The organism is Chryseobacterium sp. G0162, assembly GCF_003815715.1.
Lineage (GTDB): Bacteria > Bacteroidota > Bacteroidia > Flavobacteriales > Weeksellaceae > Chryseobacterium.
Map to the genome: position 1 here is coordinate 2343146 of NZ_CP033922.1, position 15249 is coordinate 2358394.

Here is a 15249-nt window from a genome sequence, read left to right on the forward strand (position 1 = left end):
ATATTTTTCAGTTACCACCGTAAAATTAAGGGTAAATCTCCTTTCTTCGCTTTTATTTTCACCCAATAATTCTGTGATTTATTTCCATACAGCACATAATCGATGTCAGAAATAATCCTTTTCTCCGTGTTGCTCAATGCTTTCAAAGATGAATACAACAAAGCATTGTTTCTGATCAGGATGTAATTTTCTTTTAATTGAGGGGATAATATTACAGGTTTTCTGGTCGATTTTATGATAACCCCATTATTATTTCGGGTGATCTCATTGGGCTGAAAAGGAATTGCTGTGAATTGGCTTTCTCCATTAATCCACTTTTTAGATTGGAAATACCCCCATGTTTTCTCAGGATTTTTACTTTGAATATCAATGATATAATTAGGTTGTGTAATCTTTTGGAAGCTCTTTTTTTCAACCTCATTAAAATTATCATCATATTCATAACTGATAATGGTATCATTGACCTGTTCAATATTTGCAGTAGCCTTTAAAGAAGTTGCCTGCGAGGAATCTACGATACTCTTATGGAAAAAAAGGCTGAAATTTCTGAGGTTCTCTTTATCTAATTCAAGTTCCAGAAACTGATTTCTTTTCTCAAGTTTTGAAGCGATGGAGTGAAAAGCTTCAGGGTTTGAATTATTTTTTATTTCAATTTCATCATCATGTAATTCGATAGAAAAGTTTTGAATTTTCTGTCCTGAAATAACAGAAATACTCCCCAATGTATTTTGAATAAACTGATCTGCCTCCCAAACCGGATTTGCAGGAGATTGGAGAAGTCCCTTCTTAATTGTTTCAAAAGCAAGATCAGAAGTTCCTACAATGCAATGACTACCTTCTATCATTAAGAAAATCTGGTCCTTTTGAAAGTGATTATTCCCTTTAACAGTAAACTTTTGCTTTTTTAAAAAGGCAATAAGCCTTTGTGGATCTTTAAGTTCTAAAACACTGTACCACTCGGAGAATTTGGTATCTTTAATATGAAAAATCTGCAAAAAATCCGGAATTTTGATTCCCGAATCTCTCACCGAACCGGTTTTGTTTTTTGTTTTATTTCCAGACCACTTTGAAGGGTGCGTTACAAAACTGAAGAGATATTGTCCCGTTAATTTCTTAGTATCAATTAAAACAACTGCATCTGCATGTTCAGGAATATATTTAAGGTTTTTGTCTTTATAGAAACCTACAAAATACACAGCAACAGCAAGCAACAAAAGCAACGGGACAATAATCTTCTTTTTTTTCATCTATAAGATTTGTGGTTTCTTTTCTATTTCTTTTGTTTTAAAAACCTGATCGAACACATCAAAGAAATACATTAAGCTATTCTCCGAAGAACCTTTGATATTATAATTCATTTCTGTCTGGATACTTTCTCCTTTAACTTCAGTTTTATAATACAATTCTCCTACACTTTTTCTGATCGCATCCAATGCTTTTCTTTCTTTAGGACTTTTGAATTCTTTATCTAAACCGGTTAAAAGTTTTTGGATATCCAATCTTCCGGATAAAGGATATTTGGCAGAATCTTTCGCCCATTTTCTGGAAATATCAGACTGATTAACAGGTAAGATATTGTCTGCAGAGCTCATCAGATAGACAATTCCATCTTTTACAGTAAAGAACAGCTGGTCAATATACCCTCCATTTTTATCTTCTTTAAAAGTGTATAGGTTTCCTTTTTTAGAAAATCTTTTAGACAGTTTCTTATTGGTAGTCAGCAAATCAAAAATACGGGTCCAATATCCTTCGTTCTCCGTTGCAAAGGCAAAAGTGAAATTCGGAACAGCGATCTCCTTAGTTTTCTTTACCTCTTTTTCATTGAAATCAGCATCATATTCATAATCAGTGTACTCTACTTTTTTGGATTTCAATTCATTCAAAACAAAAATTCCGTTTCCTGGAGCGATTTTCGTAATGGCTTCTTCATCCAGAACAATTTTCATGGTTTCCATAATAAGCTCCATTTCTTTTTTGTACTCATTTTCTCCTGAATTCTGAAGTAAGCTGTACATCATGTCAAAACATTTCGCTCCATTTACGTTCATCGCATAGTAACCAACACTTTTTTCATTGATAAGCTGTAGAAGTTTTTTGTTTTTCTTTCCTTTATAAATGGCAGAAATATTCTTCTGAATCTCAGTATTTTTGTGCTGATAATTATTAACCAGCCTTACTTTGTCTTTATCAAAATACAGGTTGTATGCATAGTTAGAATTGTACATATTTTTGAAGAATTGCCCGTAGGTATAATACTTCGTCATTTTACCATAGATGCCCTCATTTACAATTCTTCCGTAATCTGTGTAAACAAAAACATCAGAATTAGCATCTCTGAATGAAAGCATTTCTTTAGGAACTTCAATCTCTAAATTTGAATTGAAATATAGATCAAACCTGTCCTCAGCATTCTTTTGAACAACTTTGAAGTTTTCTTTGCGGATAGAATCCTGTTCTTTCTGGTAGGCTTTTTCATATTCCTCATCATAAGCTTCGTTAGGCATCTCCTCTCCGTTTTCAGGATTCTCTGCACTTTCTTTTTCTTTAGGATATTGATGATGCTTTTGCAGGTATTTAATATCTTTCTGAATTCTTGCGATCTCGTTGTTATTGTCTTTAATACTTTCTTTCAGATACTTAATATCTTCCTTCAGACTTTTAATTTCCTCTTTATAATTAAAAGGTTTTTCCGGTTCATCAGTATAAACACCATCTGTGGTGGCATCTACTGCAACAGAATCAACCGCAACAGCATCAACGGCAACTGCCGTACTGTCTGCAACGGCTTCTGCAGCCCACAAATCTTTGTAAGGTTTGGTATAACTTATCATGCTCAGAACGGCTCTACTTCCATTCCAGGCAACAAAGATATCATCATCAATATCTACATAAGAATAGTTCTTTTTCTTGAAAACTTCCTGTCCCTTTTTCTTCATAGAATTGACAAAATCCTGGAATTTCTCGTTATTATCAATGATAAAATGAGTATTGTAAGTCTTAATAGAATCATTAAAACTTGCATAGTGATACTGAACAGCATCGTATTTGATTCCTGTTTTGGAATAATCTGTCCATGAAGGTTTTTCTTTACTCTTCTTGCTCAGTTCATGCAGCAAAGGATTCAGTTTATCCCAGTTTATTTTATTATTAAGCTGTTTTCCATTGACTTCCATATAAAATACAGCATCAGACGGAATTTTCATGCTGTTTTGAGCAAAAATCAATGTAAAGCCAAAAAGTATGAAAATAATTTTTTGCGTTTTTAATAAGATAGATTTCATGACTATAGTTTAGAAATTTATTGAAAAAGAATTGTGTTTTGTATTTGTTTTTTCTGAAGAATCAAATCCAGGATATCAGCATCCAGTTTAAGTGCTTTTTTGTTAGGAGAAAGCACATAAGTATTGTTTGTTTGTGATTTCACGGCATTTTCGAATTGCATGATGGAAGTGTATCGCGCATCATTAAAAACTTCTTTATCTGCCTTACTCATCTTATCATAATCTTCTTTGAAGGTATTGACTTTATTTCTTGTCAATGTCTTTTTCTCAAGATTCTGGCTGTAGACTTGTGTTGGAATCATTTTGCCCAATATTTTCTGAGCTTTTAGTTTTTCCAGCCCTGCATTGATGTTTTCAATTTTTTTGAAATTACAGCTCAGTTTGATGATATAATTATCAAAATCCAGGGACGTTTTTACATTGCTGATTCCCGGAGTTCCTTTAAAAATCTTAGCCGCTTCATTGATTTTGTTTTCAATTTCAGCTTTTTTGGGAACTTTTTTCCCATTGATGGTTTCCATCTTGGAGATTGAAGCTAATCTTGTCTTGCTCTTGCTGGCATTAAGAATGATGGTGTATTCTCCTGTACCATCTGCTTTTACATTCACTTTATCAAGAATATCAAAACAACTTGTCAGGAATAGCAAGGGGAAAAATAGAAGAAATAATTTAAGGAAATTTTTCATGATTGGTTTAAAACCACAAAATTACTTAATTCTGGCCTTAAATCCTTACAATCTTTATTTTTTTGAGCATAAATAGCTGTTTTCCGGTACTTTTTAAGACCGGAAACTCTACTACTTTTTATTTTTAAATACGTCCTTTCAAATAATCCTGGCGAAGATCCTCGTCCAGTTTTTCGATAGCATAGCGCAGACAGGTTCTTGGCATTTCTTTATAGAACTCATTCAGATAGCCAATGAGTTCCTGTTCATTTTTATTTCCCATTTCCCGCAACAGCCAGCCATTGGCTTTGTGCATCAGATCATGGGGATGCTTTAGATTTCTTGTAACAAATTCTTTGGTGAGGTCAAAAGATCCCTTTTTAATGTAATGCATGGTTCCCACAACCGCAATTCTCTTATGCCACATCTCATCCGCCTTAGAAAGATCTCTCAATAGGATTTCTTTCTTATTTTCATAAGCATATCTGCCAAGAATCTTATAACAGCTGGAATCTACCAGATCCCAATTATTAACATACTGAAGATGTTTAAGATAAAACTCCACGATTTCATCTTTTACGACTATGTCTTTTGCCTTTTCAAACTTTGAAATCAGCATAAAAAGAGCTGTTAACCGGTGTTCATGATATGCTGAAGAAAGTACTTCACTCAATTCTTTCAAACTGATTTTTGAGTAATATTCTTTAGCAACAGTTCTCTGATCAGGAACTTTTACCCCTAAAAACAGATCTCCCTCACCGTATTCTCCCTTTCCTGTTTTGAAAAATCTTGGAAAGAATTCAGCTTTTTCAGGAATGGATAAAACTGCAAGAGCCACCTGTATTTCTTTAACAATACCCGTATGCATGGATCATCTAATTTTAAAAACTAAGCATTCTTCTCTAAAACACTATTTTCCTGCTCCTCTTCTTCTTTTACAATCTGTTTAGGATTGGCAACCTTCGCTATGGTAAGCCCCTGAACAATAATAGAAAATACCACTACACAATACGTAATACTTAAGATTGTCTCACTATATTCACTTTTAGGAATAGACATCGCCAATGCAATGGAAACACCACCACGAATTCCTCCCCAAACTAAAACTTTTACCGTTTGTGGGCTAAAACTCCTTCTCAGAGAAGTAAACTTCGTAGGTCCCCAGATGGAAATAAACCTTGCAAACAGAACTACAAAAATGGCCAATAAGCCTGGGATCATGAAGTGTTTCAAATCTTTAATCATTAGAAGTTCAAATCCAATGAATAAGAATAATACTGCATTCAGAATTTCATCAATAAGCTCCCAAAATTTGATTAAGTAATCCTGAGTAACAGATTTCATTTTAAAGTTCCTATTAAAGTTCCCCATAAATAACCCTGCAGCTACCATCGTTAATGGTCCTGAAATATGCATCTGTCTTGCAATAAGATAACCTCCCATCACAACAGAAAGTGTTACCAGTACGGAAATAATATAATCATCCACTTCACGCATTAATCTGGAAGTAACCCATCCTAATAAAACACCCAATAAAAGACCACCACCGGCTTCATGAAGCAATAGCAGTCCAATACTTTCTACTCCAAGATCTACTTCTTTACCAACAGCAAGCTGTAATACAACTGTAAAGACCACAACGGCCATACCATCATTGAAAAGAGATTCACCGGCAACCTTTGTTTCCAGCGATTTGGAAACTTTCGCCTGTTTCAGTACACTCAGAACTGCCACCGGATCGGTAGGTGAAATCAGTGCTCCAAAAACAAGACAGTAGATAAATGGAAGCTGAATACCTACATATGGGAGTAAATAGAACATCCCAAAACCTACTACAAATGTAGAAATCACAACGCCTACAGTAGAAAATATCAGTACAGGCCTGAATTGTTCTTTAAGATCGTTGATATTAATGTGAATTCCTCCTGCAAAAAGAAGAAAATTAAGCATCGCTCCCATCAGAACCTCCGTAAAGTCGATGCTGTTCATCAGATTATGAAGATGTCCAAAAGTTCTTGGAAGTATCGTTTCTCCAAATAATACCAGAAAAATGGAAACCACAATGGCAATTACCATAATCCCGATGGTACTCGGAAGTTTTAAGAATCTGTAATTAAGATAGGCAAATATGGATGCTAATACGATTAATGCTGAAAATGAATAATATAATTCCACTCAGTGTTCTTTTTAAAATTAATTTATAAGTCTAAGTAAAGGACCTTGATGTATATCTTCTGACCGCCTTTTTCCCAGATATCAAACATGCCATCCTTCGATGGCTTTGATCCTCTGGTGTAATCATTTCCTATATTCAGAATATTCAGCAGAATGTATTCGTCTCCCACCGAATTCACCAGGTAAGCCGTTTTCTCAGACTTTCCGTCTCCGGAACTTTTTATTCCATCTGCCAAAGCCCGAAACTGACTCAGGTGATGTATAAAATTATTCCCATCCTTTAGAGAATCATATGCTCTGAGCAAGATTAGCAAAATGTCCAGATTGGTAGGGTCTTTCTCATACAAAGCCTTTCCCTGTTTGATACATTCTTCAAAATTATTTTGCTTAAAAGCTTCTGCCAGATTTTTGAAACCTTCGTCTGAAGTACTTATCTTATCTTCTCTAAAACTCCTTCCATAGTAAAGATATTGTGCTTCTATACTATCCAGAGATTTCGGATATCCTTTGTACTTAAAAATAAGTTTCTCGTAATTATATGGAGAATCAGAACTTTTAAGGCTCTTTTCAATGGCTTTAAAGTCTACTTTTGATTTCTGGCTGAACCCAAAAACCGAAAGCAGAATGAATAAAAGGAAAAAATGATATTTCATTAATTGTTGTTTTCTTCCTCTTCGTCATCAAAGTATTCGAAAAGGAAATCATTGTATGGGAATCTGGAGATATGAATTTTCATAACCTCATCGTAGATCATTTTTTTCATTTCAGGGAAGTTCTCCTTGGTCAAAGCAGAAATGAAAACGGTGGGGTGCTTTGATTTGGCCATCCACGTTTTTTTCCATTCATCAAGAGAAATATTCTTCTTTGTACCAGGGGTCAGATCATCTTCATCTTTTTTCTCATAGCTAAAGCCATCAATTTTGTTGAACACCATAATCATTGGCTTCTGATGAGCATTAATATCCATTAATATCTGATTAACAGAGTCAATGTGATCTTCAAAACTTTCGTGAGAAATATCAACCACATGAATCAAAAGATCTGCTTCACGAACCTCATCCAACGTAGATTTAAATGACTCTACCAGCTGAGTAGGCAATTTTCTGATAAAACCTACAGTATCCGTAAGCAGAAACGGAAGATTTCCGATTACAACTTTTCGTACTGTGGTATCCAGGGTCGCAAATAATTTATTTTCAGCAAATACCTCAGATTTTGAAATAGAATTCATCAAGGTAGATTTTCCAACGTTCGTGTATCCTACCAAAGCTGCTCGCACCACTTTTCCGCGATTGTTACGCTGAGTAGCCATTTGCTTATCGATGATTTTCAGTTTATCCTTCAATAAAGTAATTCTGTCACGAATGATACGACGGTCAGTTTCAATCTCCGTTTCACCGGGACCTCTCATCCCGATACCTCCCTTCTGACGTTCCAAGTGAGTCCACATTCTGGTCAATCGAGGTAAAAGATATTGGTATTGAGCCAATTCTACCTGAGTTCTTGCATAAGAAGTCTGTGCTCTTTGGGCAAAAATATCGAGAATAAGATTGGTACGGTCTAAGATTTTAACCTCCATTTCTCTTTCCAGATTTTTAAGCTGTGAAGGAGAAAGTTCGTCGTCAAAAATTACTGTTCCGATTTCGTTTTCCTTTACATATTCTTTTATTTCGAGTGCTTTTCCGCTTCCAATAAAGGTTTTGGAGTCAGGCTGTGTTAATTTTTGAGTGAACCGCTTTTGTACGGTTGCCCCAGCTGTGAAAGCCAAAAACTCCAGTTCATCCATATATTCCACCAGTTTTTCTTCATCCTGATTTTGAGTAATAATACCCACCAGGACTGCCTTCTCATAATTATGTTCTTTCTTTTCTAACATTAAAGTTCTGTCTATGTTTATGATTTTTACAAGATAATATTTTTCAGAAAAAAAACAAAATCAATTTTTCGTTAATAACATTTTTTAATATAAATTTAATCTCAATTATTTATTATTTTATAAAAAATCAATAACTTTATATAATAATTTTCTGATTTTTAAACGTTTAACTTAAAAATTAATTTCCAGAAAATCATGATTACCCATATTAAATGTATGATTATTGATGATGATGAACTGGACAGGCTGGTTCTTCAGCATTATATTAAACAGTATGAGAATATAGAAATTGTCGCTTCTTTTGATTCGGCTGAAAAAGCAATTCCTTATCTCGAACTTCCCATTGATCTTCTGATCGCCGAAACCAATTTAAAAGGGATGAGCGGCCTGGAGTTTCGCAAACTAGCGCATCGAATTCCTGCTTGTATCTTTGTAAGCTCCCATCCGGAAGTGGCCGCCTGTGTTTTTGAGATCAACACCCTGGATTTTATCACCAAACCCCTCACTTCAGAACGTTTTCATTACTCCATGCAGAGGCTCTTCGAGTTTTTCAAGGTAAAAGAAAAATGTGAACACTATGATGCTATATTGGGGCATGATTTTATTAAAATTAAGGAAAGTGGAAACATCTTTCAGATCAGAAAGACGGATATTCTTTACCTGGAGGCACTCAAAGATTACACCCGAATCATTACACTTGAAAAAAAACACTGTATTCTTGATTCTCTGGGAAACCTTTTACATAAAAGTTTTTTCGATTCTTTTGTGAGGATACACAGAAGCTATGCGGTACCCAAACATCTCATCCGTGGGAAAAGCTGTCATGAAATAGAGTTAATTCATCATATCAAGCTTCCTATCGGCAGAACGTATAAAAATAACCTGTCTTTCTTTGAGCCTTAAAAATCGATTACAAATCAACAATAATTATCAAAATGCCATTGGTCGATTATTTTTGCAGTTGGTCTATTTTCCAGCAATCTGGTTATGATAGGTAGTAATTTAGTCTTCCCAATTTTCTTATGGAAAAAAAATTGAATTCATCATCTTAAAACAGTTACCCATGAAAAAACATTTATTTCAGGAGATTACAAAACAATTCCCAACAGACAGGCAAATCATAATACAATAAATTCTAGGAACACAAAAACAATGATCGGGCTATCCACTACTGCCTCTTTGGCAGAAATAAAAAAACAATTTCTAAAAACTAATGACCCTTAAAAACTAATAGCCCAGAAAAGCTGATAACCAAACTAGATTTTTCAAACAAAAGAAGTCCGCTCATTAGCGGACTTTTATATGTAAGCATTGAGATTATCAATCCCAATCAGCTGCTACAAATTTCATAGTATTCCCTTGGTTGTCAGACAACGTAAGAAAATGTCCTTCAACAGAATACCTTGTCATAGTCTCAAGCTTCTTCTGAAAAGAGCTTTCCAGATTCATATCCTGACAGGCTTTCATCGTACTTACTCCTTGGGAAATCTTCACAGCTCCGCCTTTTTTAAATTCGGAAGTAAAAGACATCTGATTACAACCCATATATGCAGTTCCATAAATCTTATCTTTTTCCATCTTTCCGGTCAGGTTCATCTCTGCTTTATGAGCGATCAACTGATCTTTAGAAAAACCATCGAAAGAAACCAACATCCATTGTCTTTGTAAATAAGGATTTTTATCCGGGACAACGGAACAATTGAACATAAGTCCTAAGAATAAGACAGCCAAAAGGGAGAATAATATTTTTTTCATGCTGATTATCATCCCATTTTCGTACCAATCCGGGGCAGAATCTCATAAAAATTAGTAAATTAGCGACACAAAAATTATTTTATAAAATGAAAAGACTATTTCTACTATTCACTTTCTTGCTGAGTTTTGCTCAGATGAGGGCGGATGAGGGGATGTGGCTTCTTATGCTTGTCAAAAGACTTAACGGTGTTGATATGCAAAAAGAAGGTTTACATCTGACGCCTGAAGAAATTTATTCAGTTAACAATTCCAGCTTAAAAGACGCTATTGTAAGTTTTGGCGGATTCTGTACTGGAGAGATTGTTTCTGATAAAGGACTTTTATTCACAAACCACCACTGTGGTTACGGAGCTGTAGCTGCGGCTTCTACTCCTGAAAAAGATTATCTGAAGAATGGTTTCTGGGCCATGAAACAGAAGGATGAATTCAATGCAAAGGATCTTTACGTAAGATTTTTAGTAAGAATGGATGATGCTACCCAAAGAATCACATCCAAGCTAAACAACAACATGACCGGAGCAGAGAGAAAAGCTGTAATTGATGCTGAAACTAAAGCCATCCAAACAGAAAACTCTGAAAACGGAAAATATACTGTAGTGGTAAAAGATTTCTTCAACGGAAATGAATTCTACTATTTTGTATATCAAGACTATAAAGATGTTAGATTAGTAGGTGCACCTCCTTCATCATTAGGAAAATTCGGTGGTGATACGGATAACTGGGAGTGGCCAAGACACACTGCGGACTTTACTGTTTTCAGAGTGTATGCTGATGCTGCTGGAAATCCTGCTGAATATTCTCCTAGCAACGTTCCTATGAAGCCTAAGCATTTCTTACCGGTTTCTCTTAAAGGAATTAAGCCTGGTGATTTCTCTATGATTCTTGGATATCCTGGCAGAACAAACCGTTACCTTACTTCTTACGGAATTCAGCAGATGGTAAACAAAGACTATCCGGCTTGGGTTGAAGCTTCTAAAACGGCAATGGACGTAATGAAGAAGTACATGGATAAAGATAAAGCGACTCAGCTTAACTATGCTTCTCAATATGCTTCTGTTGCTAACTATTGGAAAAACAGACAGGGAACCATTGATGCCGTGATGAAAAACGGAACGATCACTGATAAGATAGGTATTGAGGACAAGTTCAAAACATGGGCGGCTCAACCAGGAAATACTATGTATGATGGTATTTTAGATGATATCAGTATCTATTACAAACAAACTTCTGACAGAAGTGTTGAAAGAAACTATGCTGCTCAGTTCACTAGAAATGCTAAATATATTTCCCTTGCGTTACAGGTAGGTTCTGCTTTAAAAGCTTATGCTGCTCAAGATATGCAAGGAAGATTGGCTATGAAGGCTAAAACTGAAGCTGCAATTAAAGCTGCTTATGAAAACTTCAGCACTCCACTAGAAGGAGAAATGCTTGCTGCAATGACCAGCCTTTATCAGGCAAGAGTAAATAAAGATGTTGCTTCTGCTACCATCTTAGCATTAGATGCTAAAACAGTTTCTAACTTAGCTTACTCTTCTATTTTTGCAAACAAAACTTCTGTTACAAACTTCTTATTAAATCCTGATGCTTTAAAACTTGATGCTGATCCACTTTGGAAAGCAGCAAACGGTATCGTTGCAGATCAGAAAATGAATAATGAAAGATTTGTTAAAATAGATGATAATTTCGCTAAAAACAGCCGTCTATTCTTAGCTGGGTTAGTAAAAGCTATGCCTGAGAAGAAATTCTATCCGGATGCGAACTCTACGATGAGATTAACTTATGGTACTGTAGATAAACTTCCTATCAGAGAAGACAGAAACTATTTTGGTGTTACAGATAACTACTATACAGACATGTCTGGTCTTGTTGGAAAATACAAGAAAGGTGATGAAGAATTCGACCTTCCTCAAAGAGTAATCGATCTTTATAACCTTAAAGATTTTGGACAGTATGCTGACGCAAAAGGTTATATGCCTGTAAATTTCCTTTCTAACAATGACATTACAGGAGGTAACTCTGGTTCTCCGGTAATTGATGGAGACGGAAACCTTATCGGTATTGCATTTGACGGAAACAGCGAAGCATTAAGCGGAGATATCGTATTCGAGCCTGAATGGCAGAAAACAATCAACGTAGATGTTCGTTTCGTTCTTTGGACGATTGATAAATTTGCTGGGGCAAGAAGATTAGTTGATGAATTAAAGCTTGTGAGAGATGCAAACACTCCGGCTGATACAAAAACTAAAAACTCAGGTACTACAACAATGCCTAAGAAAACAAAGAAAAAATAATCTTATCTGATATATTTTTAAAACCGTGGAAGTAATTTTCACGGTTTTTTTATTTTTGAATATTAAAATACTGATCATGAGTTCTCAACCTATATTATTCAATGCTATCATTAAACAAAACGGAACAATGAATGCTGCTTTTGTAGAGTTTCCTTTTTCAACAGAAGAGCTATTCAACAAAAAAGGCCAGATAAAAATTAAAGCCACATTAGATGGGAAGGTTGAATATCGCGGAAGTCTAGCTAAAATGAAATCCGATTGCCCTATATTAGGGCTGACTCAGGAAATCAGAAAACAGCTTGGAAAAACATTTGGAGATGAAATTTCCGTTTCTCTTATTGAAGATAAGGAAGAACGAATTGTTGAGATTGCCAATGATATTGCTTTTATATTTAATGAAAATCTGGATGCAAAAGTATTATTTGATAAGATGAGTTATACTCATAAAAAAGAATATATCCGCTGGATTGAAGAGGCTAAGAAGCCTGAAACAAGAGAAAACAGAAAGATAAAAATGATTCAGATGATTCTTGAAGGAAAAAAGGGGATATAGACTCCTTTCTTTACCTATTACATTTTCACTTCTGCTTCTAAATATTGTTGCCCACCGCCGTTGGTAACTGTTAGAAATCCGTCATAATGAGCAATCTTCACACCAAGATCGTTTATCACCTCTTTAAAATATCCTCTCTTTTGTATATTATCAGGTTGCCATAAAAACTGTGCAGATTTTCCTCTTTGGTTCTTAAAGATCAATGAATTGAGCCTGCTTGCAACGCCAGATGATTTAAGATCTATCACTACACTTTCATAGGCTACAAATTCCTTAGCTATTACCATACAATTATTCATTTTCTATTATTTTTGATTATATTTTTTATCCTGAAACAAAAATCTTGATCTGTAGCGACAGAACTCGACGTATTATTTATTAAAAATGAGCTATCAAAAATAACCTGACAGATAATCAACTTATTTAAAAAAAAGGAATATATAAAAAGGTTGCCCGAAAAATTCCGGGCAGCCTTTATCTCATTTGGATCATTTAGATCTATTTTATACAAATGGAGCCTTTAAATCATTTACAATATTTGTTGGCAACCCTGAAACATTGGCATGTTTTACATTATTTACAAAAGACACACTGTCTGCTGAAGGAAATGTATAATCTCCGGTAAAGACACAGTTTTGAAAAAGAGCATGACTCAACATGTCAATAACTCCGCCTTTCCATTCTACATTTTTAAACTGGATATTAGAAGTAGAAAACGATGCACTTGCGTAATCGGTATTGAAACTATTAATCGATCCTCCATCCATAATCAGTTCTCCTAAATTTGCGCCACTAAACACAATTCTACCATACCCAAAACAGTCAGTTAAATATATATTAGCTCGGCGGCTATTAACTTTGTGATCTATAGAATTTAAATAGACACATGTTGTATCAAGTGCATTTGTTGTCAACCTCCCGCTAATTTCTATATTTGTATCGTAGATCAACTGTTTGATATCATCTTTAATAATTTGTACAGCAGCATAACTTGTCGTAGACTTCGCATTGAGAATCGTATCTGTAATTCTCAGGTGTTTAATGTTAACATACTCCCTATTCAACACACCTAAAAAAAATCCATATACTTTACCTGCATCTGTATTAATAATTGGATTGATTATATGAAGACTTTCAGGAAGTTTTGGAGTTACCTTATATTTATCCAGCATTTTATCTCCAACATTACCCCCAGGAGTAGTATACGAGAACATATAGATATCTCTTTTGCCTGATTGGTCATTAGGATTTTCGCTATTAAAAACAGGGGTATTTATCTTTACAATTCCTCCTAAGCTGGGAGTATCCAATCTGATTCCAAAGAATATAGTAGCACTCCCATTTACTACGGGAGAATTTAGAGTAATATCATTGCCTGCAAATTGAAATGCCGCCGCCCCTAGACCTGTTTTTACTATAGTATGATTAGCTATAAATCTATCTGTCCAATGGTCATCTATCCCATCTTCCCAAACACCTCTGTTGATCGTAACATCTACACTATTTCTACCGGTATAACCATGTCTGCATTCTATTACGTTTCCATCATTAATAACAAGTCCTATTGAATAATAATTTGCAATACCATAACCACTACCATCTTTCCTGAATCCATGTATAAAAGGACTATTTATGATAACATCAGCGCAAGCATTCACTTCCAGTGCTACGGCACCAAAATTATTAAGCTTATTAAGAATTTGTGGACTATTAAGAGTAACATTATCCCTATATACAAATAAATATGCTTCTTTATTTAAAGACTCTGCTATTTCAATTGTTAGATTATCTATAGTGATATGTTCCTCCGGAACAAATTTCTTCACATTTAGCGGGGGTGAATTAGCTTCTTGCAGATAAGAACAAACTAAAGGCGTTGTCAATCTACCATCTAAACTTCTAATAAACTCACTCTTTTTATAAGCTGTTTCTAAAGAATTATCACGATCAGTTAAAATCTCCTCAGATTGAAAGAATAAGTTAACAGCTCCAATATTACTAAAGCCTACATCAACACTTCCTCTTTTCATTTTTCCAGGAATCCATGAACTTATATCCACTATTTCCTCATTAAATTTTCGGGTAATCTTTATGGCAACCTCTGTATTTTCATTAATCAGGATAAATTTCCCATCACATCTCCCACTTGTTTTAATTTCAAAAGACTGCTTTACAACCACTTTACATTTTCCCGGAATCACCCAAAAGAGGTTATTAGCATTTACATACTTAAAATAGGATATTACAGATTGAGAATCATCATACATTCCATTCCCTTTTACCCCAAAGTATCTGATATCCAAATCATGGGCAAAATTATGTTCCAGCTTGATCCCTCCGGTCTCAACGATACTCCCAGCATCATCTGCATCTAGTGTGGCAGACAAGTGATAAACAATAGGGTTGGGAGTATCTCTTTTTTCATAATATCCTAAAAGACAGACTCCCTTATAAACACCATTTTGAAGATCTGTTACTTCTGAAGCCGATAGGTTTTTCATCTCAGCCATAGTGTTCTTTACAATACATGGAAAACTCATAAAAATATTTTTTGTTGGTTAGTTTTGAAACAAAGATTATCTTAGGTAACTATTCATCTTTTGTTCTCAAGCAAATTTAGTCCTACCCAACGCCAAAACTTGACGTATTATTT

At 34.8% G+C, this 15249-nt stretch carries 13 protein-coding genes; 3 read left to right on the top strand and 10 right to left on the bottom strand.

Going from position 1 to position 15249, the window contains the following annotated elements:
• Nucleotides 1-11 precede the first annotated feature (11 nt).
• From EG344_RS10715 to hflX, 7 genes are all read right to left on the bottom strand, one after another.
• Nucleotides 12-1247: a hypothetical protein gene (locus EG344_RS10715; protein ID WP_123909421.1), complete on the bottom strand. Its 1236-nt coding sequence runs from the start codon at nucleotides 1245-1247 to the stop codon at nucleotides 12-14.
• Complete coding sequence (locus EG344_RS10720) at nucleotides 1248-3281, bottom strand: hypothetical protein (protein ID WP_123909422.1); 2034 nt, start codon at nucleotides 3279-3281, stop codon at nucleotides 1248-1250.
• A 17-nt stretch (nucleotides 3282-3298) separates the two neighbouring features.
• On the bottom strand, nucleotides 3299-3967 hold the full coding sequence (locus tag EG344_RS10725; protein WP_123909423.1) for a hypothetical protein: 669 nt from the start codon (nucleotides 3965-3967) through the stop codon (nucleotides 3299-3301).
• A gap of 124 nt (nucleotides 3968-4091) precedes the next feature.
• Nucleotides 4092-4814: a DNA alkylation repair protein gene (locus tag EG344_RS10730; RefSeq protein WP_123909424.1), complete on the bottom strand. Its 723-nt coding sequence runs from the start codon at nucleotides 4812-4814 to the stop codon at nucleotides 4092-4094.
• A 20-nt stretch (nucleotides 4815-4834) separates the two neighbouring features.
• On the bottom strand, nucleotides 4835-6121 hold the full coding sequence (locus EG344_RS10735) for a cation:proton antiporter (RefSeq protein ID WP_123909425.1): 1287 nt from the start codon (nucleotides 6119-6121) through the stop codon (nucleotides 4835-4837).
• Nucleotides 6122-6144: 23 nt separating this feature from the next.
• The gene (locus tag EG344_RS10740; RefSeq protein WP_123909426.1) at nucleotides 6145-6774 is read right to left on the bottom strand and encodes a DUF4919 domain-containing protein; all 630 of its coding nucleotides are present in this window, start codon (nucleotides 6772-6774) and stop codon (nucleotides 6145-6147) included.
• A complete protein-coding gene (gene hflX, locus EG344_RS10745; protein WP_123909427.1) occupies nucleotides 6774-7997 on the bottom strand; it encodes a GTPase HflX in 1224 nt (407 codons plus the stop codon). The genes EG344_RS10740 and hflX overlap by 1 nt, the downstream gene beginning before the upstream one ends.
• 195 nt (nucleotides 7998-8192) lie before the next feature.
• Here hflX and EG344_RS10750 point away from each other — a divergent pair, with 195 nt between their 5' ends.
• On the top strand, nucleotides 8193-8900 hold the full coding sequence (locus EG344_RS10750; RefSeq protein ID WP_228412905.1) for a LytR/AlgR family response regulator transcription factor: 708 nt from the start codon (nucleotides 8193-8195) through the stop codon (nucleotides 8898-8900).
• A gap of 417 nt (nucleotides 8901-9317) precedes the next feature.
• On the opposite strand, the gene EG344_RS10755 is transcribed toward EG344_RS10750, so the two are convergent.
• Nucleotides 9318-9752 (bottom strand): META domain-containing protein, encoded by a 435-nt coding sequence (locus EG344_RS10755; RefSeq protein ID WP_228412906.1) that lies wholly within the window; start codon nucleotides 9750-9752, stop codon nucleotides 9318-9320.
• A gap of 86 nt (nucleotides 9753-9838) precedes the next feature.
• On the opposite strand from EG344_RS10755, the gene EG344_RS10760 reads away from it, so the two are divergent.
• Together EG344_RS10760 and EG344_RS10765 are read left to right on the top strand one after the other, a co-directional pair.
• Entirely contained in the window at nucleotides 9839-12043 is a 2205-nt protein-coding gene (locus EG344_RS10760; RefSeq protein ID WP_123909428.1) for a S46 family peptidase, read from the top strand.
• Nucleotides 12044-12119: 76 nt separating this feature from the next.
• Nucleotides 12120-12596, top strand: a complete 477-nt coding sequence (locus EG344_RS10765) for a YdeI/OmpD-associated family protein (RefSeq protein ID WP_123909429.1) — start codon at nucleotides 12120-12122, stop codon at nucleotides 12594-12596.
• 17 nt (nucleotides 12597-12613) lie between these two features.
• Here EG344_RS10765 and EG344_RS10770 read toward each other — a convergent pair whose 3' ends face one another.
• Together EG344_RS10770 and EG344_RS10775 are read right to left on the bottom strand one after the other, a co-directional pair.
• Nucleotides 12614-12895 carry a hypothetical protein gene (locus EG344_RS10770; protein ID WP_123909430.1) on the bottom strand — a complete coding sequence of 94 codons (282 nt, stop codon included), beginning with the start codon at nucleotides 12893-12895 and terminating at the stop codon, nucleotides 12614-12616.
• A 204-nt stretch (nucleotides 12896-13099) separates the two neighbouring features.
• Nucleotides 13100-15136, bottom strand: a complete 2037-nt coding sequence (locus EG344_RS10775) for a hypothetical protein (RefSeq protein ID WP_123909431.1) — start codon at nucleotides 15134-15136, stop codon at nucleotides 13100-13102.
• Nucleotides 15137-15249: the final 113 nt, after the last annotated feature.

Excerpts from the sequence above, each read along its gene's own strand:
- EG344_RS10775 (WP_123909431.1), bottom strand. The coding sequence starts at position 15,136 with ATGAGTTTTCCATGTATTGTAAAGAACACTATGGCTGAGATGAAAAAC.
- EG344_RS10765 (WP_123909429.1), top strand. The coding sequence starts at position 12,120 with ATGAGTTCTCAACCTATATTATTCAATGCTATCATTAAACAAAACGGA.
- EG344_RS10770 (WP_123909430.1), bottom strand. The coding sequence starts at position 12,895 with ATGAATAATTGTATGGTAATAGCTAAGGAATTTGTAGCCTATGAAAGT.
- EG344_RS10720 (WP_123909422.1), bottom strand. The coding sequence starts at position 3,281 with ATGAAATCTATCTTATTAAAAACGCAAAAAATTATTTTCATACTTTTT.
- EG344_RS10725 (WP_123909423.1), bottom strand. The coding sequence starts at position 3,967 with ATGAAAAATTTCCTTAAATTATTTCTTCTATTTTTCCCCTTGCTATTC.
- EG344_RS10740 (WP_123909426.1), bottom strand. The coding sequence starts at position 6,774 with ATGAAATATCATTTTTTCCTTTTATTCATTCTGCTTTCGGTTTTTGGG.
- EG344_RS10760 (WP_123909428.1), top strand. The coding sequence starts at position 9,839 with ATGAAAAGACTATTTCTACTATTCACTTTCTTGCTGAGTTTTGCTCAG.
- EG344_RS10755 (WP_228412906.1), bottom strand. The coding sequence starts at position 9,752 with ATGAAAAAAATATTATTCTCCCTTTTGGCTGTCTTATTCTTAGGACTT.
- EG344_RS10715 (WP_123909421.1), bottom strand. The coding sequence starts at position 1,247 with ATGAAAAAAAAGAAGATTATTGTCCCGTTGCTTTTGTTGCTTGCTGTT.
- EG344_RS10730 (WP_123909424.1), bottom strand. The coding sequence starts at position 4,814 with ATGCATACGGGTATTGTTAAAGAAATACAGGTGGCTCTTGCAGTTTTA.
- EG344_RS10750 (WP_228412905.1), top strand. The coding sequence starts at position 8,193 with ATGATTACCCATATTAAATGTATGATTATTGATGATGATGAACTGGAC.
- hflX (WP_123909427.1), bottom strand. The coding sequence starts at position 7,997 with ATGTTAGAAAAGAAAGAACATAATTATGAGAAGGCAGTCCTGGTGGGT.